Raw genomic sequence first — 22,001 nt, 5'->3', positions numbered from 1 at the left:
TTTTGAACAATACCAGCCTGTTGTGATTCATCCGTCTTTGCAGAGAGATGGAGTGAATGGTGACATGGACTGGTATTGCCCGGCGCGAGTATAGCCGGGAAAGATTGCGATATCCATCGGACATGACGGACGGGGAGTGGACTTTGATCATGCCATTTGTGCCCCCGGCGAAACGGGGCGGTCGTCCGCGCACGACGGATATGCGCGAGGTGGTCAATGCGATGCTCTACATAGCCTCGGCCGGGTGTGCGTGGCGTCTGCTGCCGAAATGCTTTCCGCCGGTCTCGACCATCAGGCGCTATTTTTACGCCTGGCGTGATGCCGGAGTGTTCGAGGTCATGAATACGGTGCTGGTCATGAGCCTGCGCGAGATCGAGGGACGTGACGCCTCTCCGAGCGCGGGCGTGATTGACAGCCAGTCGGTGAAAACCACGGAAAGCGGCGGGATTTCGGGCTATGACGCGGGGAAGAAGGTCAAGGGCCGCAAGCGCCATATCGTGACGGATACCTGCGGCTTCCTGATCTTTCTCCTCGTTCATGCCGCTGATATCCAGGACCGTGATGGGGCCGTTGATGTTCTGGCAGCGATACGCAGGCGCTTTCCCTGGCTGCGCCACATCTTCGCTGATGGCGGCTATGCTGGCGACAAATTGCGATCCGCGCTCGCCTCCATGGGAAAATGGACCCTCGAAATCATCAGGCGGTCCGATACGGTGAAGGGTTTTCAGATCCTGCCGCGTCGCTGGGTGGTGGAACGGACATTCGCATGGCTGGGACGATGCAGGCGGCTCGCCAAAGATTGGGAACAATCCATTGCTTCCTCAACCGCATGGACATTGATCGCCTCAATCCGAATGCTCACACGACGGACAGCAAGGCATTGTCAGGGTTGAAAAACTTTCGGATCGGGCTCTTAACGGACAATCCGTTTGTAATACTGCCGACTGTCGTTGTCTGCGTACTTCCGGAACACGAAATCGAGTTTGTGCCTGTAACGCACTGTGCGGATGCCGCAACCGGGAAACCCAGAACAAGAATGGCTGTCGATATGGGCCTGACCGCGCCGTTATATCCCTGCATGCGAAGATTCTGTTTCATGCCCTGGAACAGATTCCTCCACACAACCAGACTTGTCAGGGCCGTACAGTATCCGAGTGAACGCAGGATTGCAGGGCTTTGACATTCAATCCGTTTTTCAACCGGAACAGGTTTGCGCGCAGACGTTGTTCCAAGATTGAAAAACAATTGTATCGACATTGATTTACGTTCCACCCATATAAACCCAGATTTACGAATCCCTATTATGACATAATTAACCATTGAACGTTATAACATGTCAATACTCACACAACGCATCTCTTGTCGCAGGAAAATGATTTTTTGCGTTGGTACATCTTTGTCTTGGATCATAGATTCTGATCCGGCGAATCTGAAAACAGACATAATACCGCTGAAAATATTATGGATTCGAAACTGGCAGAATGACGGTGGCAACAGCCTGGAGAGTATGGTGCTTGTGCACTTTCCTTGCTGTCATGACAATATCGTGATCCAAATACCGTAAAAAATATATATTACGACCTTTCAGGTACTATATGCATTCTGCGATGGTATAGACCCTGCCATTCTGAATTATCCCAGGCTTTGTGGAGACGTTTTTATTTGAATCAGGCAGCCGGTGCATGTGATTTCTGCTGTGCATCGAAGCGTGTCCGTGCTTCTGCTGACGGGATATTTCCAATAAGTGCGATCATCATCACTACGACCCAGCGCATGGGATGGTTCTTCTCTTCTTGCAGAACCATACACGCCACGTGTGCAGGAAATTCAGGCGGAAAACGCTTCGACTTGTTACTACAGCCTGCCTGCCCATAGTGCTTTTTCCTTTCACGCCTGCTGCCCTCAGCCCATGCCACCATTGGCGCGCAGGCCCATGACATCACGTCATCAATTATATCAGGGCAGCATTTCGCCCGCTCCTTATTCTCCCGGATCATGAGGCGCCCGAGACAACTGTTTTCGGATCTTTCATGTTGCCGTTTACACGGCGTCTTTCCGCCATAGCGGGACAAAGCCCTGCCGAATACAAAATATTACAAAGTGCCGGAGCGGCGTTCACGGTCATGCATCTTCGGCTGTACGCGACTCATTCCAGATTGCGTATGACGGCTGGCATCCGGACAAGAACTGCGGGCAACACTCATTAACATCAGAGACATGACGGGCTCTATCGAGGTGACGATACGCGGAAGATCTGATGACGAATTTCGAGCACATGTGCCCGTACGGGCACGCATCTGGTATTGCAAGTTACTATCATTTGCGAAATAAGGGTCGGGAAACATCATTCTATGGGCTTTGATAATGAATCTTCGTGCGCTTTGCCTGAGCACCTTCCTGGCCTCCACCGTGCTGATGGGCATGGAAGGCCGGATGGCGGCTGTCGCTGCAACAGATGCTTCTGATCCAGTGCAGGAAAAAGTGAAGTCTTCCGCCGCCAATGTGCCACCTGCCGGCACTGCGGCAAATGGCAGGAATACAGCAGCAGAAAACACGCCGGATGCCGCGCCGGCACAGCACGAGGACATTGTCGTCACAGCCGCCCGCCAGAACCGCATGTATGTCAGCAGCGGTGGTGATCTGGGCGCACTTGGCAAGAAGAAAGGCCTGGACGTACCCTTCAACATCCGCAGCTACAATTCCAGCCTGATTCTGAACCAGCAGTCACAGACACTGGGCGATGTGCTGCTGAACGACCCCACCGTGCGCACCACCATGGGGTATGGCAATTACGCGCAGCTGTTCCAGATCCGCGGATTCACCCTGTATGGAGATGACGTGGCCATTGACGGCCTGTATGGCGTTACCCCGCGGCAGCTTGTCTCGCCCCAGCTTTATGATTCAGTGCAGGTGCTCAATGGTGCCAGCGCATTCCTGAATGGCGCAGCCCCCGGTGGTTCGGCCGTGGGCGGCAATGTCAACCTGATCCCCAAACGGGCGGCGGCAACCGACATTACGCGCATCACAGGCGATTATACCAGCAGCGGACAGGGCGGTGGCGCGTTTGACATAAGCCGCCGGTTTGGCAAGGACCATGCCTTCGGTTTCCGTTTCAACGCCGCCGGCATGGATGGGGAGACGGCGATCAGGGGCGAGCGGCGCGACGACGTGGCACTTGGCGCGGCCTTTGACTGGCACAATGATGACACGCGCATCGACATGAACATGAATTACCAGAAACAGCAGGTTTTTGGCGGCCGTAGCGCGATCATCGTCTCCAGCCTGTCCGACAGCATGCCTGCACCCCGGGCAACCGCACCATCAGAAAACTGGGGCCAGCGCTGGGCCTATACCGATCTGAGCTACCTGTTCGGCACGCTGAACATCGAGCATGATTTTGGCAGCCACATTACCGCGTATGGCAAATTCGGCGCGCAGGGCGGTAACGAAATGGGTAATTACGCCACCACCACGCTGACCAATTCCCGCACTGGCGCCGGCACCGTGGGCGCGATGGCGGATGCGTATAACGTCATGAACGAGGCCACGCAGGCCGGTATTCATGCGCATGTGACCACCGGCCCGATCAGGCACGAAATCAATGCCGGCGGGTCGGCGATATGGGAGGAATCAGATGCCGCCTATTCCATGAGCCTGACCTCACAGGCAGGCAATATCTATCACCCTACACAGTTCACCCCGCAGGAAACCTATAGCGGCGGCAGTCTGAACAGTCCCGGCCGGGTGGCGTGGAACAAGCTGTACAGCCTGTTCCTGTCCGATACCATGACATTCTGGCACGACCGCATCGCGCTGACGGGGGGCTTCCGTTACCAGGATATCCTGTCAGACTCCTTCGCCTATGGCACCGGCAAGCTCAGCACCCATTATGATGCGGCGGCGTTCTCGCCCGTCATTGGCCTGGTCATTCATCCGGTCAAACATGCGGCGCTGTATTTCAACCGAATCCAGGGGCTTTCGGCAGGGGAGACAGTGGGCGCAACCTATGTCAATGCCGGGCAGGTCTTCGCCCCATACCAGAGCACCCAGTACGAAGTGGGCGCCAAATATGATATCGGCCGCTTTGCTGCGGGTGTCGCATTTTTCCAGACATCCATGCCACAGGGCATGACCGAAGCCTACGGCAATACCGGGCAGGAAATCTATACGCAGGACGGCAGGCAGCGGAACCGGGGCATGGAACTGACCTTCAATGGCGAGATCCTGCGCGGCCTGCGCTTCAACGGTGGCCTGACGCTGATCGACGCCAAGCAGATGCAGACCGCGGGCGGAGCATATGACGGCAAGACCGTGATCGGTGTGCCGAACTACACCATCAATGGCAACCTTGAATACGACGTGCCTTTCGTAAAAGGGCTGACACTGATTGGCCGTGTCATCAGCACTGGCAAGCAGCAGTTCAACAGCATGAACACGACGCACCTGCCGGCATGGTCACGTTTCGACCTTGGGGCCCGTTATACCTTCCTTGCAGCCAAAAAGCCGCTGACCGCGCGCTTTGAGGTCGATAACATCGGTAACCAGCGCTACTGGGCTTCGGTTTACCAGAGTGATCTGGTTATGGGCGATCCTGAAACTTTCAAGTTTTCAATTAGCGCCGATCTTTAATCCAAAACAAAATTTTTTATGAATAAATTATAAATACATTATTTATTTTTTTCAGCGTGAGTTTTTATCGTTCTATATTAATAAATTTTATTTAGTTATTTTAAATAAAGTGATACCAAAGGCGTTGGGGGAAATTCCCGACATCTTTTCATGTAATCAGATTAACAGTCTGTCGGGTTGGCCATTGTCAGGATCATAAGACTGCGGTTAACCCGACTTGTTCTTCCTGAAGCCGTGCCATTATTTTTCAGTTATATGCGAGTTCAACGAGAGTCCATTCAGTCGTAACTTTTGCAAGATCACGCAAGCTGAATCTGCTGAAGCCCATGATGCTTTTGATAATTCCAAAGACCGGCTCCACGGTCTGTTTGCGTATTCTGTAAAGATCTCCGGCTTCTGTGGTTTCCAGCCTGTCCTTCATGGCGAGCCGCCAGGGTTCGGTTATTTGGTGCGCCCCCCTTTCTTCGGGCCGGGATCTGAGGTCGTAATACTACGGGCTATCACCTTTGACCTATATGAGCCCATTTTCTGAGGCCGATGGATCGGATGGTCTGTGGCAGGGCGGTGAGGTTGTTCCATGCGGTGCATGCGGCTTCGATGATGTGTTCGATGCCGCTGAACACGGTGTTGGACAGCCAGTTGGCGCGTAGGAACTGCCAGATATTCTCGACCGGGTTCAGTTCGGGCGCGCGGGACGGCAGGAAGATCAGGCTGACGTTGCGCGGCAGTCTGAGTTTGGGTGTTGTATGCCAGCCGGCACGATCGAGCAGGACGACGGCATGCGCTCCGCGTGCGACGCAGCGTGAGATTTCCTCGATATGCAGTTGCATGCTGGCCGTGCCGGTAAACGGCAACACCAGGCCTGCCGCCTTGCCGAGTGCGGGGCAGATGGCGCCGAACAGCCAGGCATTCTCATAGCGTTGATCGGCAGGCTGGCGTGGTCGGGTGCCACGCCGCGCCCATTGCCGGACAAGACCGTTTTTCTGCCCGATGCGGGCCTCGTCCTGCCACCAGAGTTCAATCCGCCTGCCTCTGGGCAGATGCCCGGTGTGGGCGCTCAGGATCGTGGGGAAGTTTTTTTAAACGCGTCCATGACGGACGGATCCTGTCCGGGGTGACGCGGACGCGCGCTGACGTGGCTGAACCCAAGCCGCTTCAACAGGGCGGAGACATGGCGTTCGTGATAGGAGACGCCAAAACGCTCTTCGATGCCCCGCTGAAGATCGACCCGACGCCAGCGCACCACGCCGTCCCGGGCACGGTCAGGCCCTGTCGTGACCAGCGCCGATAATTCTGCCAGTTGGTCCGCTGTCAGGCGGCAGACCGACCCGTTGCGCCACTGATCGTGCAAGCCATCCGGCCCCGCAGCATTGAACCGGTGCACCCAGTCCCGCAGGGTTTGCCGGTCCATCCCGCCGATCCGCGCCGCTTCGCCCCGGCTGGCACCGTCGCGCACCGCAGCCAGAGACAAAAGGCGCCGTGCAACATTCGCATCCCGCGTACGAGAGGCCAGACGCCGTAACGCAGAAGCCGTATAATCCGTCCGTAAGGCAATCGCACCAGCCATTCCCGATCCTCCCTCTCACGACAGAATCAGAACAGGCCCTTCGCGTCACTTCACAGATGAGTCAGAGACAGTAGCCCTTGGTATAACGTCGCTGCCTGATCACGCCCGCGTCTCTCGCCGGATGGTTACGCGTGCTCCGCCTGGTCCATCAGTTTCGCGATATCCACCGCCAGCTGTTCGCGCAGTGCCCTGATCCGGTCGTAGCGCAGGGAACGGTATTTCGAAGCGTCGGCATCAATTTTCGTGCCGTCAATCGATACGACACCCAGACGCAGCAGACCCGTCTCGCGCGCCAGAAGCAGGACCTGCGCAAATGCAGCTTCAATGGCTGTCCGGTTCGTCCGGCGGAAGGTCGCAATCGTATCATGATCCGGATGCAGGTTCGCCGCCACGAAGCGTACCCCGATGTCGCGATATGTCGCCCGCTCGATCCGGCGTGAGGAAAACAACCCGTTCGCATAGCTGAAGATCAGAAGGGCCGTAACCATCCGGCGAGAGACGCGGGCGTGATCAGGCAGCGACGTTATTCTCGCCTTGAGCAATGGGTTTCCAATGCCAGGGCAGGAGTTCATGGAGGCGTGGGTTGGGAGTGTCGTTGATGCGGGCGAGCACATCGGCGAGCCATGCCTGAGGATCGACCTCGTTCAGGCGGCAGGTGACGACGAGGGAATACATGGCGGCGGCTCTTTCACCGCCACGATCGGAGCCGGCGAACAGCCAGGCTTTTCTCCCCAGTGCGATACCCCGGATTGCGCGTTCCGCCGCGTTATTCGTCAGACAGATCCGACCGTCTTCCAGAAATACCGTGAATGTATCGCCCCGTCTGAGAATATAGTTCATTGCCTGGGCGATGGGGTTTTTGGACGACATGCGCCGGCAGGTATCGCGCATCCAGTCGAGCAACTCCTCGACCAGCGGGGCGATGCTCTCCTTGCGGATCTCCAGCCGATGTGCGGCGGAGCTGCCGTTGATCGCGCGTTCGGCGTCGAATATGGCGTCGATCCGGCGCACGGCCTCTATGGCGAGTGGCGCCTTGTCCTTTTCGGCAATCTTGAACAGTCCCCGGCGTCCATGCGCCCAGCAGCCGGCCGGAACAACAGGCGCGGGCTGGCGTCCCGGCTTTGCCAGGTGGGTGTATCCGCCATAGGCGTCTGATTGCAGGATTCCGGTCCAGCCGGTGAGATGGTCGGCCGGATGTTCACCTTTGCGGTCTCGGGAGTAGCGGAACCACACGGCTGGGGGCGCGAGGCCGCCAAATGGGGCATCGTCGCGCACGTAATTCCACAACCGTCCGGTCACGGTGCGCCCCCTGGCCAGCACGGGCACTGTGGTATCGTCCGCATGCAGACGCCGGGCTGCCAGCACATGTGCCCGGATCAGCGCGGTAAGGGGCGCCAGCGTCGCCGTGCAGGCCCCCACCCAGTCGGCCAGCGTCGAGGTATCGAGATCGATCCCCTCACGGGCAAATGCGGCGCTCTGCCGGTTCAGCGGCAGATGCTGCAGGAACTTGTCGCACAGGATGCCCGCAAGCAGCTTTGGCCCGGCCCGTCCGCGCGCGATCGGGTGGAAAGGTGCCGGGGGCTGGATGATGTTCTCGCAGTCGCGGCAGGTGAATTTCTCGCGTATCGTCTGAATCACCTTGAACTGGCGCGGGATCACCTCCAGCGTCTCGGTGACGCTCTCCCCCAGTTTGCTCAGGCGCTCGCCGCCACAGCACGGGCAATGTGTCGGCACGGGGATGACGACCCGTTCGCGCGGGAGATCGGCGCGCAACGGCTGGCGACCGTGATTGCGCCGGGGCGCTGTCGCCCGCACGGCAGGATCCGGAGCGTTTTCCGGCGCATCCTCGGCGTGCGCCGTCTCCAGATCTTCCAGTTCGAGTTCGAACTGGGCCAGCAGACGGCGCCCCCGCTCCGATGAGGCCCCGAAACGGTCCTGGCGCATCCGCGCAATGAGGTGCTTGAGATGGGCGATCTGCGCCTCGGCGCTGATCGCTCGGGTTTCAGCGGCAGTGGCCCGGGTTTCGGCAGAAGACGCCCGGAATTCGGCGACCTGAGCGCGCGCCTCGACCGCGGCAAGTGCCGCGCGCAGGGCCATCATCTCGTCCGTGTCTCCCGTCATGAAGACAGTTGACCACATGGGCGCTCAAAAGAGTACCAGTATATGCTGATCTGGCGCAGTTTTTATTATCCCGCCAGTTCGGGTCTCCAGGTTTTCTGCGGGTTTCTCCAGTCGATCCCTTCCAGCAGGCAACTTAATTGTGACGGGGAAAGATGGATCACCCCGTCCCTGGCCGAGGGCCAGAGGAAATGCCCACGCTCGATCCGCTTCGCATATAATGACAGGCCTACGCCATCGTGCCAGATCAGTTTCACCAGGTCGCCGCGCTTTCCCCTGAAGACATAAACGTCGCCGGCGAAAGGATCACGACCCAGCGTTTCCTGGACTTTCAGGGCCAGCCCGGGCATCCCGAGGCGCATATCGGTCACGCCGGCCGCCAGCCATATCCTCAGCGTGGAGGGAAGCGGAATCATGACCGCAGCGCGCCCACAATCTCACGCAGACGATCAGCGGACAGCCCCGTGTCGAATTCGAGCCGCACACCGTCCGGAAAGACCACGCTGACCGCTCGGCCAGGCGGCGTTCCCTGTTCGCTTCGACGCTCCAATGCCTGCGGCTGAGGTGCCGGAGCCACCATGACAGGCACGAACGATGTTCCGCCCTGCGCTTTGGCCCGGGCCTCTCGCCGCCACCGAAACACCAGGCTTGGATGAACACCATACTGTGCAGCCACCTCCCTTACGGGGCGCCGGCTCTCGTAGGACGCGATGACCACGCGCGCGCGAAATTCAGGGGCGTGCCAGCGGCGGCGATCTGAAACGATCTCGATCCGCGAGGCTTCCGCCAGCCTGTCTCGCTCTCCTGCCTCCATACCGCTCCCTTGGAGCCTCTCTGCGGTACTACCTGCGACACTCGCAGGTAGTACCGCGTCTCTATCTCTTGAATCGCTCATGATTCATAGCTGAACCAGAATAGAAATATTCAGCAAGGCGGCAGTCGCCGGGTGCTTACGAAGGGCCAGCATCAGGCGCGGATGATACTGCGCCTTGCCTCCCGTGCGCACTGGCACGCAGAACGCACTCATCGGAACCCGCTCAACAGCTGCGACAATGAAATGCGCCATATCGTCAGCCGGAAGCCACGACGTCAGATCAGGCGGCAGAAGATACGGCTGGGATCGGTCAAACGGGATGAAGCGGCTCATCGCGACACTCTACAGCCTTACCCCTTCACAGGGTACCCCAACCCGACAGGCTGCTAGCGCCAGCCGATTACTCCGGCGTATAGTTCGTGCCCTTGCGAAAGCATTCTCCCGATCCGGAAGCGGCCGGATTCCTAGATTGTTTTCGAGGGTTATGTGCGGTGGACTGTTGACTGCGCTTAATAGGTACAGTCATCTAAAGTCGTGAACATGCCTAAATTTTTCCGCCCACACCCTTAAACTTTTCAACGAACGCAGAGATGCGCTGGAACACATCTCTTTTTTTGGTCAGGTATTTTGGATTGAGCGGGCTCATTTTTGGAAGGATCGAGTTCAACTCTGTGCCATTTTCGCTCGCATATTCACGCTTGATCGACGTTGCAATATAGCGCTTGGCGGCCTCCGCGTTCAATTTTTCATCGGTTATCAATTCTTTCGCTTCCCGGCATCGTTCGGCTTGTGCGAAGGCAAAAAAAGCCTCAATTACCCCTGCCTTGTCCCTCAGTTCGTCTAGGTTTGTCTGATTGATGAAATCCACAATGAGGCTTTCTTTCGCGCGGTTGCCAATACTGGCACGAATGACACGACGAACTTCGCTAACGAGCTCTGACTTGCTCTTCGTTTTTTTGTTGTGCTCGAAGATTAGCTCAAGGATGTAATCCAGATTTATTTCCTGGGACTTCAAGAGGTCGACCTCAAAGACGACATCCTCCCAGTCGATCGTTGACTCACCCTGCTCGGCGCTAGCCTTTTCACGGCGAAGCCAATCCCGAATATCATTGTAGGTCGAACGGTAATCCTGGACCTTTCGATCAGTGGGCATTTCGATGCTTTTGAGCTCGTCAACGTCATCATCACTTAAATGACACCGCTCCTTGAACGCGCCCATCGCTTCCACGTCACTCTCGTCGATCTCCTGAAGTTCTTTTAGGTTGGAGAACTCATCATAATTCTGAAGGATATTCTCAATACGGAGATACTCGCCGAACAGCTTTGCAAAGGCCTTTTTGTCCGCTTCCTTTTCGATGGCAGTGGGATCCGGGAAACGCTCTTTCAACTCACGGACGACATCGATAAAGCCTCGCCTTGCCTCGCCTGTCGTCTGGTCCGTAAAACCTTCCATGTATTCTGAGTAGCTTTTCTCCAGAACAACATTCTTGGTATTGGCGTTGCCAAAGAGTGTGATTGCCTTGACGGTCGCCTCTTCCAAGTCGCGGAAGGTAACGATGTTGCCGAAGGACTTGGTCGCATCATAAATGCGGTTGGTACGGGAGTAGGCTTGTATAAGACCGTGAAAACGCAAATTCTTGTCGACGAACAGCGTGTTCAGGGTTTGCGCGTCGAAGCCGGTCAGGAACATGCCAACCACAATGAGCAGGTCAACTTCCTTGGACTTCACCCGTTTCGCCAGATCCCGGTAATAATTCTGGAAGCCCTTACTATCTGCGCTGAAATTCGTTCGGAAATAGGCGTTGTAGTCCGTGATCGCAGCGTTCAGGAATTCCTTGGCGCTGCTATTCAGCGCTGAAACCTCAAAACTCTCGTCAGGAATGTCGCCAATCGCATCCTGTTCTTCGTTGTCGGCAAATGAAAAGATGGTCGCGATCTTCAACGGCTTGTCGCTACCGTCCTGAAGCGCATTCAGCTTTTCATAATAGAGCTTAGCTGCATCAACACTGCTCACCGCGAACATGGCATTGAAGCCCTTATTGTCTCCATAAAGACGATGCGTCTTGCGGCGGAAGTTATCGAGAATGTACTGAGAAATTTCAGAGATTCGTGCTGGGTGCTGAAGAGCTTGCTGGTTTTCAGCGGCGGTCAGCTTCTTTTCGTCCTGTTCGGTTTCAATCGCTTTGAACTGCGGGCGCACATCGTTGTAGTCGACTTTGAACTTTAGCACCTTTTGGTCGCGGATCGCGTCGGTGATCACATAGGAATGAAGTTCGCTTCCGAATATGCTGGCCGTCGTCTCCGCACCCGAAGCATTTTCCGAAAAGATCGGCGTGCCGGTGAAGCCGAACTGGCAGAACTGTTTGAACTTCCGCTTGAGGTTCTTCTGTGCCTCACCAAACTGGCTGCGATGGCACTCGTCGAAAATGAAGACGACGCGCTGGGTATAGACCGGCAGGTCCCCTGCGCTCTTCATCAGATTGTTGAGCTTCTGGATGGTCGTGACGATAATCTTGTTATCGTCCTTGGAGAGGTTTCGCTTCAACCCGGCTGTACTGTCCGATCCATTGACGCTGTCCGGCGAAAAGCGCTGATATTCCTTCATCGTTTGGAAATCGAGGTCCTTGCGGTCGACCACGAAAAAGACCTTGTCGATGAAGTCGAGCTGCGTGGCAAGGCGGGCCGCCTTGAAGCTGGTCAGCGTTTTGCCTGAGCCTGTAGTGTGCCAGATATATCCGCCACTTTCCGGCTTACTAAGCGTCTTGCCTTCGAACGAGCTTTTGATCTTTCGTAAGATTCGTTCAGTCGCCGCGATCTGATAGGGGCGCATCACCAGCAGCGTGTCGCTAACATCGAAAACGGAATAGTTCAACAACACGTTCAACAACGTGCGCTTCTCAAAGAAGGTCGCCGTAAAATCCTTCAGGTCCCGGATCAAGCTGTTATCAGCCTGCGCCCAGTTCATCGTGAAGTCAAAGCTGTTCTTGTCGCGCTTGGTCGTGTTGGCAAAATAGCGCGTATCCGTACCGTTCGAGATTACGAAGATCTGAAGGTACTTAAAGAGCGAATTGTCCGAGTTGAAGCTTTCTTTGCTGTAACGGTGGATCTGGTTGAACGCTTCCCGAATGGCGACGCCGCGCTTTTTCAGCTCGACTTGCACCAGCGGCAGTCCGTTCACCAGAATGGTCACATCATAGCGGTTCGCATGAGTGCCTGTTTGCTCGAACTGCTTGATGACCTGAACCTTGTTGCGGCAGACATTGGCCTTATCAACCAGATAGATATTTTGGATACGACCATCATCGAAGACGAAGTCAAAGATGTAGTCGTCGTGGATCTTGCGGGTCTTGTCCGTGGCAGTGTCGCTGGGTCGATCCAGGTAGGTCTCAACGAAGCGCACCCATTCCTTATCTGTAAATTGAACATCGTTGAGAGTTTGCAGCTGAACGCGAATATTCGCTAGCATGGCGCTGGTTGATTTAAGGTCAGGCAGATACTCATAGCCTTGATCGTGCAGGTCCTGAACAAACTCGCGCTCCAAGTCGGCCTCAGACTGATAGCTGTCAGCCACCTCCCAGGCGCGCACATATTTATCGAGAACGATAAAGCGATTAGTCTCGGCGATCGACGTCGTCTGCTCAGGCATTTGGGGCCTCCCCCTGCCAATAGCTGTAATTGTTGCGCAGATGATCCAGCAGGAGCTTCACCGTCCGCTTTTCCTCCGGCGAGGGGTCGGGGATAGCCTCGCTGGAGAGCGTGCTATGGCTTGTAAACTGAATAATGCGCTTCAGGTAAAGGCGCTGTTCGCCCGGCAGCAGGTCTGACCATCGCGGATAGCCCAGAAAGTTCGATGTCTTTTCATAGAGATTGCGCAGCAGGGTGAAGTGATAGCGCTCGATCTTGTCCGTCGCGATTGCCTCCTCCAACGTCTTCTTAAGGTACAGGTGATAAGAAAAGCATTGGTTTGAATCGCCACTCTTCTCTGTCAGCTCGAACGTTCCATCCTCAAACCGATTCAGCATGTAACACGTTTTGCTATTTAGCTCGTTGAACAGCACGTTGAAAAAAAGCGGGCTGTGCGTTGTGATGATGAACTTTAGACCGTTCACCGTGTCGCTTCTCTTGATCAGGTCCACGATATCAACTGCAAGCTGAATGAGGTGGTTGTCATCAAGCGAGCTAACCGGGTCGTCAATGAAGACATATTCGAGATCATTAAACTGATCCGTCTCGCGCTCATCGACGTCAGGGACGTTACGGGTGCTGATGACCTGATCCAGCAGGCAGTAGAAGACGCTCCAGATGAAGTTGCTTTCCTCGCCCTTGGAGATCTTCAGATTGCCGGTACTCGTATCGGTGCCGCGCTCAAGGGAGAAAGTGACCTCCGAAAAGTCCGTACTGAATCGTGGTGTCAGATTTGGCTGCGTGTAGCGCTGGAATGTTGCGATGACATTGCCATCAAGGCCTAAATCTTCAAAGGCGGATTTTGTATAGGCGTTCGGCTGAATTTTGAGCTTGCGCTCAATGTCCCCCTCAAGATCGTTGTCCCAGTAGAACAGATCTTCGGTGAAGGCGTTGTAGTAGAGCACCTTGGGGCGATGCTCGTCATCCCGCGCCTCGGTCTTCGGGTCGATCAGCTCCCTGAATTCACGTGAAAGGCGCGTCTTGCCGGAGGCGTTGAACGCATAGATCAGTTGCACCTTTTTGGAGGCGTCTCGCAGCTTCTCCGCGATCTCGGGCAGCGTCTGTCCCATTTACGCTGCCCCTGCGTCAGGCTTGGGAAAACTCAGCAGCTGATCGCGATAATAAGCATATTGTTTTTCGCGCAACTCGATTTCGCGGGACAGGCCCTCGGTCAGGGAGGTGGTTAGCGTGTCGAACTTGTCGAGGATGGCAGCGATACGGGCTTGTTCCCCCAAAGAGGGTATGGGAATCAGTATTTTGGCAAGGTTATCGGCGTTCACGCGTCTGACTTTTGTACCAGTAATATAAGGCCTTTTCTGTAATTGAAACTGTTCGGTTTGGAAGAAGTACGAAACAAATTTAGGGTTCAATTTGTGTGCATAAAAGCAAGCGTCGCTACTAACTGCGATGTCTTGATCACCTAACCAAGCGACAGCCTTGCAAACATCGTCATCATTTTCACTTGTGGTTGCGATTACCAGATTTCCAGGTTTCGCCATGCGAGCTTTGCGAGCAAAGTTTTCCGAAACATAGCTTTTGGTTCTGCCGGTATGAGTTCCATAGTGCGTATAAATCTGACCATAGTGAATGCAGCCGACGCCTGAACTGATGAAATCCTTCTTTTGCAGTCCGCCGCCGCGAATGAATTTTCCCACTCGCTCATCACCCATTGGCAAATACTTCACCTCACCGTCATCGAAAGTCAGAAGTTGTTCGCGGTAATGGTTGTATTGCTTTTTGCGCTGGGTAAGCTCGGCGGTAAGCTCAGTAGTAAGTTCAGTGGTAAGCTCAGTGAAGCTGTCGAGTATCCGGACAATTTCCCCCTGTATCGACAGCGACTTCTCCGGATCATCAGGGCATGGGATAGGGACCGTGATTTGAATCAAATTTCCCTTTGTCAGCTTTGCCCGTCCTTTGCTCGATAGGAACGGGAGGAAGTTGGCCGTCGTCAAATAGTGGAATAGAAACCGCGTATCGACTCCGTCGGCTCCCCTCACAACGTGAACATGGTTGTTGGCCCAGAATTTCCCCTGAACATATTGGATCGAGTAATTTTCGAGACTTGCTGAACCATCTTCAGCGATAAGGACGTATTCGCCGTTGTGCGTATGGCCGTCGACGTAGTCCTGAATGTTGTTCGCGCCGTAGTAGGGGATTTCTCCAGCTGCGCGCAAAGAGGCTTTGACCGGCCTGCGTGCGGTATTGGCGATCTCGAAAAAGCTTTCATCTCCCAAAGGCACCCACACTACCTCAGCCCCATCCAGAAGCTTCTCCAGAAACCCCGCCGCGCTCATGCCTCGATCTCCGCAATGATGGCGTCAATATCGGCACGAAGCCAATTGATCCGCTCAACTGTCGTGCTAATTTTGTCATTGAGGACATTGATGTCGATCACTTCGCGCGTGTCGCACGGCTCGACATAGGAGCTGACCGAGAGGTTATAGTTGCGCTCCACGATGGTCTCATACGGCACAGAGGCGGCGACATGATCGACGTCTTCCTTGCGATCAAAAATCTCCATCACCCGCGCGATGTGTTTGTCCGTCATAAGATTGGTGTTGGTGGCCTTCTTAAAGAATTCTTCCCCGCTGGCGTCGATGAATTGGATGGCCGTGTCGGTCTTGTTCTTGGCGAGGATCAGGATCGTTACCGCGATGGTCGTTCCGTAGAAAAGGTTGGAGGCGAGCGCGATGACCGTCTCGACATAGTTGTTATCGACCAGATATTGACGGATCTTCTTCTCTGCGCCGTCGCGATAGAAGATCCCCGGGAAGCATATGATCGCCGCGCGACCCTTGGCCGAGAGATAGCTGAGCGCATGGAGTACAAAGGCGAAATCGGCCTTTGATTTGGGCGCCAGCACTCCCGCCGGAGCAAAGCGGTCATCGTTGATCAGAGTCGGATCGTCCGAGCCGATCCACTTCACCGAATAGGGCGGGTTGGAAACGATGGCATCAAAGGGCTTTTCGTCCTGGAAATGCGGCTGGGTGAGCGTATCGCCACGCTGTATATTGAACTTGTCATAATTAATGTTGTGCAGGAACATGTTCATGCGGGCGAGGTTATAGGTCGTGTGATTGATCTCCTGCCCGAAGAAACCCTCTTCAATGATGTGTTCATCGAACTGCTTTTTGGCTTGCAGCAGCAGTGAGCCGGAGCCGCAGGCCGGGTCGTAAATCTTGTTGACCTTTTCCTGCCCGTGCATGGCAAGCTGCGCGATGAGCTTTGAGACATGTTGCGGAGTGAAAAACTCCCCGCCAGACTTGCCCGCATTGGCGGCATAGTTAGAGATCAGGAATTCATAGGCATCACCGAACAGGTCAATCTGGCTGTTGTCGAAGTCTCCGAAATCCAGTTCCGCAACGCGCTTAAGCACCTTGGCTAATCGGCTATTCTTTTCCGTGACGGTATTGCCGAGGCGCGCGCTGGTCGTGTCGAAATCGGCGAACAGGCCCCTGATATCCGGCTCAGACGGATAGCCATTGGCCGAGGATTCAATAGCCGCAAAAATCTGCGCCAGATCGGTGTTCAGGCTGTCATTCGTGTTGGCGTCGTCTGCCACATTGGTGAACAGCTGGCTGGGGTAGATGAAATAGCCCTTGGTCTTGATGGCATCGTCCTTAATGTCATCAGTGATGACGTCATCGGATAGAGCCGCATAATCGATGCCCTCTTCACCCCCCTCGATATACGCAGCGAAATTCTCGCTGATAAAGCGGTAAAAGAGCGTGCCGAGGACATATTGCTTGAAGTCCCAGCCATCGACTGAGCCGCGCACATCGTTCGCGATGTCCCAGATTTTCCGTTGTAGCGCTGCGCGTTGTGCTTGGCCGGTCATCTCTTTTTGTCCTTCTTCGGACTGGCTTCACGCTTGATCCAGTCCTCAATATCCATGCGCCAAAACCGCTCGGTGTCACCACCGCGGAAGCCTGACAGTTTGCTGTCGACCGCAAAGTGCCAAGCGGTTTTCCTGTTGATACTGAGATAGTGGGCGACTTCATCAATGCTCATGATGTCAGCTGCCATACGAAGCACTTTCCCAAGATCACCTTTTTGGGGATTTCTATGGAAATTTGTGGTTTCCTTCAAGGCGGGAATTCCAAGCAATTTCAGAGTTCTGATGAGATCACGCTGGCTTTATGCAGAAAACGATCTGGACAGCTGTATGTCCGACATGAGGCGTAAGCGGACTATTTCCTGAGCCTGATGATTCCGAGTTCGCGCCACATCCACCCAAAATCGTAGGCAGCCATGGCACCGCCACTCCCTTGGGCGTGGACCGTAGTGTTTTCGATATCCTTCAACCAGATGGCCACCTTTTTACGCCCTGAGGCTGTCTGGACGGCCTGACGTGGCGTCATATCCCCCAGAGCCGGAACAGGCTCATCAAGCACCTGCCGATAGTGCCGCTCCAGCATCTGCCCGATAATCCGGGCTTCCTCCTCGGGCGGGATCTGCAGTTCTGGCGAGACCTCACGTCCATGCGTCCCCCGGTCTTCCATCGCCTGCGCCGGCGTCATGATCTGCGTGAGCGGAGCGCGCACGAGATCTCCCAGACCAGCCTGCAGCATGGCACGGCCACGTTCGGCACGCTCTTTCGAGTTCACCTGCAGCCTCAACTGCCGCCCCTTAAGATCCAGCGTGCCCAGCACGATCGCACCATCATCCATCTCCGTGCGCAGGAACCGCCCGTTTTCATCTCGTCCAGCCTTGCCCACGGGATTGCTCATCGGCTCTTTCAGCCAGTTCCAGAATGACCGGTTTTCCGGTCGCAGGGCCATGATCCCGTCAAGCACGTCCGCCACTATCTTCTGTGTCACGCCCTTTGCCAGCGGGAAACATACTTCGTGGAAGACCAGATCCTCTCCGTCCCCATTGAACAGCGCTGGCCCCTCCATCTGCCGGGCTGTGTCCTCCAGTGTCCGAAACAGCCAGGTCAGCGTGAACATCGGCGCAAGTTCATGCAGCGTCTGCGTATCGACTTTCGGAAACTCGGCCTTGCCCCGTCTTTTCCGCAGAGCCCTATAAAGGTTCGCAGCCAGATCTTCGCAGGCACCCCGTGAATAGGCGAGCAGCCCGCCTGCCAGAATGGTCTTTCCATCGGACGGTACGAGACGCGCTGCAATCCGGTCCCACTGTTCCAGCGTCCGGGTAGCCGTGCCTTCATGCACCAGAACGGGTTCCCCACCCCGCAGCAGGTCACGCGCCATCAGGCTCTGGCCGGGTTTGATATCCGAGACTTCATACAGGCTCATGACCGAAGCCTTGAGGGCACGCATGTAGGCGCTGTTGCGCGGCCCTTCCTTCCAGCCCCGCCGTTTGAGGTAAACGTCGACGAAGTTCCGGCCATCGTCCCGGTCCTGCCCGAGAAAATCTTCGAAAGCGCAGCCCCACAGCGTCATGGCAACGTCAGGGCCGATCATCTCCGCCAGTTCCTCGAAGGAGATGTCGCCCGCTTCCAGCGCCGGACCGATGTGATCGCCGAGCACTTCGCCAAAACACTCCTGCCAGTCCTCCTGACCGAGATAATGGATCAGTCCCGTGAGTTCGTCTGCGGCCATGGCTGCTCGTGCATCTCCTGATACGGACAGCAGAAGGGCAGACTGTCCTGACTCGACAAGCCTAGAATGATACCCCGAAACAGGCGACCGGGTGCCCCGCTCTCAAATCACGCATTTGTGAAAGTTGACAAAAATGCGCTCCGGTACCTTTCCGTCTGTTTCCTATGTGTTTCCTGCGGTGGAAATCTGGACGCAAAAAAGCCGCCTCTGGGGGCGGCATTTTTGTATCATATTCAGTGTATTAAGCTTGGTTGCGGGGGCAGGATTTGAACCTGCGGCCTTCAGGTTATGAGCCTGACGAGCTACCGGGCTGCTCCACCCCGCGTTTGTTTGGGGAGACTGGAAGACCTGGCGGCGACCGACTTTCCCGTGCCTTGAGGCACAGTATCATGGGCGCTGGGGCATTTCACGGCCGAGTTCGGGATGGGATCGGGTGGATCATTCCCCGCCATTGCCACCAGGTCATCCAGTCTCCCCGGTATGGGGAGGGGATGTGGATGGGTTGGTGTTTTTTGTCATGTGTTGAGAGTGGATGACTGCTGTGCATGTGTGTTGCCCTTTCAAGGGGGCTATGGAATGAGCCTATTGGGCGATTAGGACCAGTTAGCTGCACGCATTACTGCGCTTCCACACCTGGCCTATTGACGTGATGGTCTATCACGGCCCTTGGGGAGACCTTGTTTTGAGGTGGGTTTCCCGCTTAGATGCTTTCAGCGGTTATCCCGTCCACACTTAGCTACCCGGCTGTGCCGCTGGCGCGACAACCGGTGCACCAGAGGTATGTTCATCCCGGTCCTCTCGTACTAGGGACAAATCCTCTCAAGTCTCCAACACCCACGGCAGATAGGGACCGAACTGTCTCACGACGTTCTAAACCCAGCTCACGTACCACTTTAATCGGCGAACAGCCGAACCCTTGGGACCTGCTCCAGCCCCAGGATGTGATGAGCCGACATCGAGGTGCCAAACCTCCCCGTCGATGTGGACTCTTGGGGGAGATCAGCCTGTTATCCCTAGAGTACCTTTTATCCGTTGAGCGATGGCCCTTCCACGCGGGACCACCGGATCACTATGGCCGACTTTCGTCTCTGATCGAGCTGTCACTCTCACAGTCAGGCGGGCTTATGCCATTGCACTCGACAGCCGGTTTCCGACCGGCCTGAGCCCACCATCGCGCGCCTCCGTTACACTTTGGGAGGCGACCGCCCCAGTCAAACTGCCCACCATGCAGGGTCCCGGACCTGGCTAACAGGCCTCGGTTAGACATCAGAAACAGTCAGGGTGGTATTTCAAGGATGGCTCCACCGGAACTGGCGCCCCGGTTTCAAAGCCTCCCACCTATCCTACACAGAATGTCTCTGATGCCACTGCAAAGCTGCAGTAAAGGTTCATAGGGTCTTTCCGTCTGACCGCGGGTACCCCGCATCTTCACGGGGAATTCAATTTCGCTGAGCCGATGCTGGAGACAGCGGGGAAGTCGTTACGCCATTCGTGCAGGTCGGAACTTACCCGACAAGGAATTTCGCTACCTTAGGACCGTTATAGTTACGGCCGCCGTTTACCGGGGCTTCAATTCAGTGCTTGCACACCTCCTCTTAACCTTCCGGCACCGGGCAGGCGTCAGGCCGTATACGTCGTCTCTCGACTTCGCACAGCCCTGTGTTTTTACTAAACAGTCGCTACCCCCTGGTCTGTGCCACCCGCCGATGGTTGCCCACTGACGGGTCTTGCTTATCCCGAAGTTACGCAAGTAATTTGCCTAGTTCCTTCAGCATCGTTCTCTCAAGCGCCTTGGTATTCTCTACCAGTCCACCTGTGTCGGTTTCGGGTACGGTCTATATGCCAGAGCTATTTCCTGGAATACGCCAAAAGCCGGATCAATCCGATAAGACCCGACAACATATTGTATTCGTCACTTCTGGCAGGCCCGGGAATATTTGCCCGGTTTCCATCGACTACGGCTTTCGCCCTCGCCTTAGGGGCCGGCTCACCCTGCGCGGATTAACCTTGCGCAGGAACCCTTGGACTTTCGGCGACAGTGTTTCTCGCACTGTTTGTCGCTACTCATGTCAGCATTCGCACTTCCGATATCTCCAGAGAGGGTCACCCCGTCTCCTTCACAGACCTACGGAACGCTCCGCTACCGCGCATACATAGTATGCACCCACAGCTTCGGCACGTGGCTTGAGCCCCGTTACATTTTCGGCGCAGGGTTTCTATTAGACCAGTGAGCTATTACGCTTTCTTTAAAGGATGGCTGCTTCTAAGCCAACCTCCTGGTTGTTTTGGAATCCCCACATCCTTTCCCACTTAGCCACGATTTGGGGGCCTTAGCTGGTGGTCTGGGCTGTTTCCCTCTCGACAATGGACCTTAGCACCCACTGTCTGTCTGCCGAGCTCATACTTCCGGGTATTCGGAGTTTGGTTAGGTTTGGTAAGGCTTTGGGCCCCCCTAGCCCATCCAGTGCTCTACCCCCCGGGGTAATACTCGACGGTCTACCTCAATAGATTTCGCGGAGAACCAGCTATTTCCGAGTTTGATTGGCCTTTCACCCCTAGCCACAGCTCATCCCCGACTTTTTCAACAGGCGTGGGTTCGGCCCTCCAGTGCGTGTTACCGCACCTTCAGCCTGGCCATGGCTAGATCACTCGGTTTCGGGTCTTCTGCCAGCAACTCGTCGCCCTGTTCAGACTCGCTTTCGCTGCGCCTACACCTAACGGCTTAAGCTTGCTGCAAACAGAAACTCGCTGACCCATTATACAAAAGGTACGCCGTCACCCCATAAGAGGCTCCGACTGCTTGTAGGCATTCGGTTTCAGGTCTCTTTCACTCCCCTCGTCGGGGTGCTTTTCACCTTTCCCTCACGGTACTTGTTCGCTATCGGTCACCAGGGAGTATTTAGGCTTGGAGGGTGGTCCCCCCATGTTCAGACAGGATTTCACGTGTCCCGCCCTACTCAAGGATCACTGTGGACACTACGCATACGGGGCTATCACCCGCTCTGGCCGGACTTTCCATTCCGTTCTGCTTCTTCCACAATCATCACGGGCCTGTTCCGCGTTCGCTCGCCACTACTAGCAGAATCTCAATTGATGTCTTTTCCTCCGGGTACTTAGATGTTTCAGTTCCCCGGGTTCGCCTCATGTCCCTATGTATTCAGAACATGATACCCATCGCTGGGTGGGTTGCCCCATTCAGATATCCACGGATCAAAGCCTGCTCGCGGCTCCCCATGGCTTTTCGCAGCGTGCCACGTCTTTCATCGCCTCCTGGTGCCAAGGCATCCACCGAATGCCCTTATCGCGCTCATTGCCCACACATGCACAGGAGCCATCCACTCAAACCACCGGTCAGATAATGACCGGCAGACCGAGCAAGTGACACCCGCACAGAGAAAGTGCAGTGCATTCACACAATCAACACTTAACTTATCGCTTATGAACGCCAACGCCTCCGTCACTTAGCATGGATACTCCGACTGCTCGGACCATCCACGGGTCAGACCAACCCGCGACAGAGGCACGTCCACAAACGCACCAACCTATTCACTTATCAAAGAGCAAACTTACCAGACCGCAACACCCCGTGCACCGCCAACGCGGTTCCACAAGGTATCCGTCCGATCTC

The 22,001-nt window shown here is 55.6% G+C and carries 13 protein-coding genes, 1 tRNA gene, 2 rRNA genes and 3 pseudogenes; 2 read left to right on the top strand and 17 right to left on the bottom strand.

Annotated features, from left to right (window positions below; all coding sequences use genetic code 11):
• Positions 1–56 precede the first annotated feature (56 nt).
• The gene (locus LDL32_RS00405; RefSeq protein WP_048856220.1) at positions 57–893 is read left to right on the top strand and encodes an IS5 family transposase; all 837 of its coding nucleotides are present in this window, start codon (positions 57–59) and stop codon (positions 891–893) included.
• 774 nt (positions 894–1,667) lie between these two features.
• Here the strand turns inward: LDL32_RS00405 and LDL32_RS00400 are convergent.
• Complete coding sequence (locus LDL32_RS00400) at positions 1,668–1,997, bottom strand: hypothetical protein (protein WP_233063326.1); 330 nt, start codon at positions 1,995–1,997, stop codon at positions 1,668–1,670.
• Positions 1,998–2,364: 367 nt separating this feature from the next.
• On the opposite strand from LDL32_RS00400, the gene LDL32_RS00395 reads away from it, so the two are divergent.
• Positions 2,365–4,629, top strand: a complete 2,265-nt coding sequence (locus LDL32_RS00395; RefSeq protein WP_233063311.1) for a TonB-dependent siderophore receptor — start codon at positions 2,365–2,367, stop codon at positions 4,627–4,629.
• 247 nt (positions 4,630–4,876) lie between these two features.
• On the opposite strand, the pseudogene LDL32_RS00390 reads toward LDL32_RS00395, so the two are convergent.
• The 16 genes and pseudogenes from LDL32_RS00390 to LDL32_RS00315 all read right to left on the bottom strand — a co-directional run.
• Positions 4,877–5,116 (bottom strand): annotated as a pseudogene (locus LDL32_RS00390) (transposase); the annotation flags it as partial.
• A 13-nt stretch (positions 5,117–5,129) separates the two neighbouring features.
• A protein-coding gene (locus LDL32_RS00385; protein WP_233063308.1) for an IS630 family transposase occupies positions 5,130–6,196 on the bottom strand; the annotation gives its coding sequence in 2 pieces (ribosomal slippage) (positions 5,130–5,710 and positions 5,710–6,196; 1,068 coding nt in all).
• A 128-nt stretch (positions 6,197–6,324) separates the two neighbouring features.
• Positions 6,325–6,681 (bottom strand): annotated as a pseudogene (locus LDL32_RS00380) (transposase); the annotation flags it as partial.
• 25 nt (positions 6,682–6,706) lie between these two features.
• Entirely contained in the window at positions 6,707–8,317 is a 1,611-nt protein-coding gene (gene tnpC, locus LDL32_RS00375) for an IS66 family transposase (RefSeq protein ID WP_110548445.1), read from the bottom strand.
• Between the two features lie 65 nt (positions 8,318–8,382).
• Complete coding sequence (gene tnpB / locus LDL32_RS00370; protein ID WP_039734451.1) at positions 8,383–8,730, bottom strand: IS66 family insertion sequence element accessory protein TnpB; 348 nt, start codon at positions 8,728–8,730, stop codon at positions 8,383–8,385.
• Complete coding sequence (gene tnpA, locus LDL32_RS00365) at positions 8,727–9,128, bottom strand: IS66-like element accessory protein TnpA (protein ID WP_039732708.1); 402 nt, start codon at positions 9,126–9,128, stop codon at positions 8,727–8,729. Before tnpA ends, tnpB begins: the two co-directional genes overlap by 4 nt.
• Positions 9,129–9,269: 141 nt before the next feature.
• Positions 9,270–9,461 (bottom strand): annotated as a pseudogene (locus tag LDL32_RS00360) (IS5/IS1182 family transposase); the annotation flags it as partial.
• A gap of 211 nt (positions 9,462–9,672) precedes the next feature.
• Complete coding sequence (locus LDL32_RS00355) at positions 9,673–12,774, bottom strand: type I restriction endonuclease subunit R (RefSeq protein WP_233063306.1); 3,102 nt, start codon at positions 12,772–12,774, stop codon at positions 9,673–9,675.
• On the bottom strand, positions 12,767–13,882 hold the full coding sequence (locus tag LDL32_RS00350) for a hypothetical protein (protein WP_233063304.1): 1,116 nt from the start codon (positions 13,880–13,882) through the stop codon (positions 12,767–12,769). The genes LDL32_RS00355 and LDL32_RS00350 overlap by 8 nt, the downstream gene beginning before the upstream one ends.
• The gene (locus LDL32_RS00345) at positions 13,883–15,106 is read right to left on the bottom strand and encodes a restriction endonuclease subunit S (RefSeq protein WP_233063287.1); all 1,224 of its coding nucleotides are present in this window, start codon (positions 15,104–15,106) and stop codon (positions 13,883–13,885) included.
• Positions 15,103–16,650, bottom strand: a complete 1,548-nt coding sequence (locus tag LDL32_RS00340) for a type I restriction-modification system subunit M (protein WP_233063271.1) — start codon at positions 16,648–16,650, stop codon at positions 15,103–15,105. Before LDL32_RS00340 ends, LDL32_RS00345 begins: the two co-directional genes overlap by 4 nt.
• Positions 16,647–16,823: a helix-turn-helix domain-containing protein gene (locus LDL32_RS00335; RefSeq protein WP_233063269.1), complete on the bottom strand. Its 177-nt coding sequence runs from the start codon at positions 16,821–16,823 to the stop codon at positions 16,647–16,649. The genes LDL32_RS00340 and LDL32_RS00335 overlap by 4 nt, the downstream gene beginning before the upstream one ends.
• A gap of 179 nt (positions 16,824–17,002) precedes the next feature.
• Positions 17,003–18,373 carry a hypothetical protein gene (locus LDL32_RS00330; protein WP_233063267.1) on the bottom strand — a complete coding sequence of 457 codons (1,371 nt, stop codon included), beginning with the start codon at positions 18,371–18,373 and terminating at the stop codon, positions 17,003–17,005.
• Between the two features lie 248 nt (positions 18,374–18,621).
• Positions 18,622–18,698 (bottom strand) — tRNA-Met (locus tag LDL32_RS00325).
• A gap of 21 nt (positions 18,699–18,719) precedes the next feature.
• Positions 18,720–18,835: ribosomal RNA gene (rrf, locus tag LDL32_RS00320) — 5S ribosomal RNA — on the bottom strand.
• A gap of 110 nt (positions 18,836–18,945) precedes the next feature.
• A 23S ribosomal RNA gene (locus tag LDL32_RS00315) occupies positions 18,946–21,686 on the bottom strand.
• Between the last annotated feature and the right edge of the window lie 315 nt (positions 21,687–22,001).

The organism is Komagataeibacter sp. FNDCF1 (assembly GCF_021295335.1).
In the GTDB taxonomy this organism is placed as follows: domain Bacteria; phylum Pseudomonadota; class Alphaproteobacteria; order Acetobacterales; family Acetobacteraceae; genus Komagataeibacter.
Note: the sequence above shows the minus strand (reverse complement) of the source record. Positions and strands in the feature narration are given on the sequence as shown.

Excerpts from the sequence above, each read along its gene's own strand:
- LDL32_RS00355 (WP_233063306.1), bottom strand. The coding sequence starts at position 12,774 with ATGCCTGAGCAGACGACGTCGATCGCCGAGACTAATCGCTTTATCGTT.
- LDL32_RS00340 (WP_233063271.1), bottom strand. The coding sequence starts at position 16,650 with ATGACCGGCCAAGCACAACGCGCAGCGCTACAACGGAAAATCTGGGAC.
- tnpC (WP_110548445.1), bottom strand. The coding sequence starts at position 8,317 with ATGACGGGAGACACGGACGAGATGATGGCCCTGCGCGCGGCACTTGCC.
- tnpB (WP_039734451.1), bottom strand. The coding sequence starts at position 8,730 with ATGATTCCGCTTCCCTCCACGCTGAGGATATGGCTGGCGGCCGGCGTG.
- LDL32_RS00400 (WP_233063326.1), bottom strand. The coding sequence starts at position 1,997 with ATGATCCGGGAGAATAAGGAGCGGGCGAAATGCTGCCCTGATATAATT.
- LDL32_RS00350 (WP_233063304.1), bottom strand. The coding sequence starts at position 13,882 with ATGGGACAGACGCTGCCCGAGATCGCGGAGAAGCTGCGAGACGCCTCC.
- LDL32_RS00405 (WP_048856220.1), top strand. The coding sequence starts at position 57 with ATGGTGACATGGACTGGTATTGCCCGGCGCGAGTATAGCCGGGAAAGA.
- LDL32_RS00395 (WP_233063311.1), top strand. The coding sequence starts at position 2,365 with ATGAATCTTCGTGCGCTTTGCCTGAGCACCTTCCTGGCCTCCACCGTG.
- LDL32_RS00345 (WP_233063287.1), bottom strand. The coding sequence starts at position 15,106 with ATGAGCGCGGCGGGGTTTCTGGAGAAGCTTCTGGATGGGGCTGAGGTA.
- LDL32_RS00335 (WP_233063269.1), bottom strand. The coding sequence starts at position 16,823 with ATGAGCATTGATGAAGTCGCCCACTATCTCAGTATCAACAGGAAAACC.
- tnpA (WP_039732708.1), bottom strand. The coding sequence starts at position 9,128 with ATGGAGGCAGGAGAGCGAGACAGGCTGGCGGAAGCCTCGCGGATCGAG.
- LDL32_RS00330 (WP_233063267.1), bottom strand. The coding sequence starts at position 18,373 with ATGGCCGCAGACGAACTCACGGGACTGATCCATTATCTCGGTCAGGAG.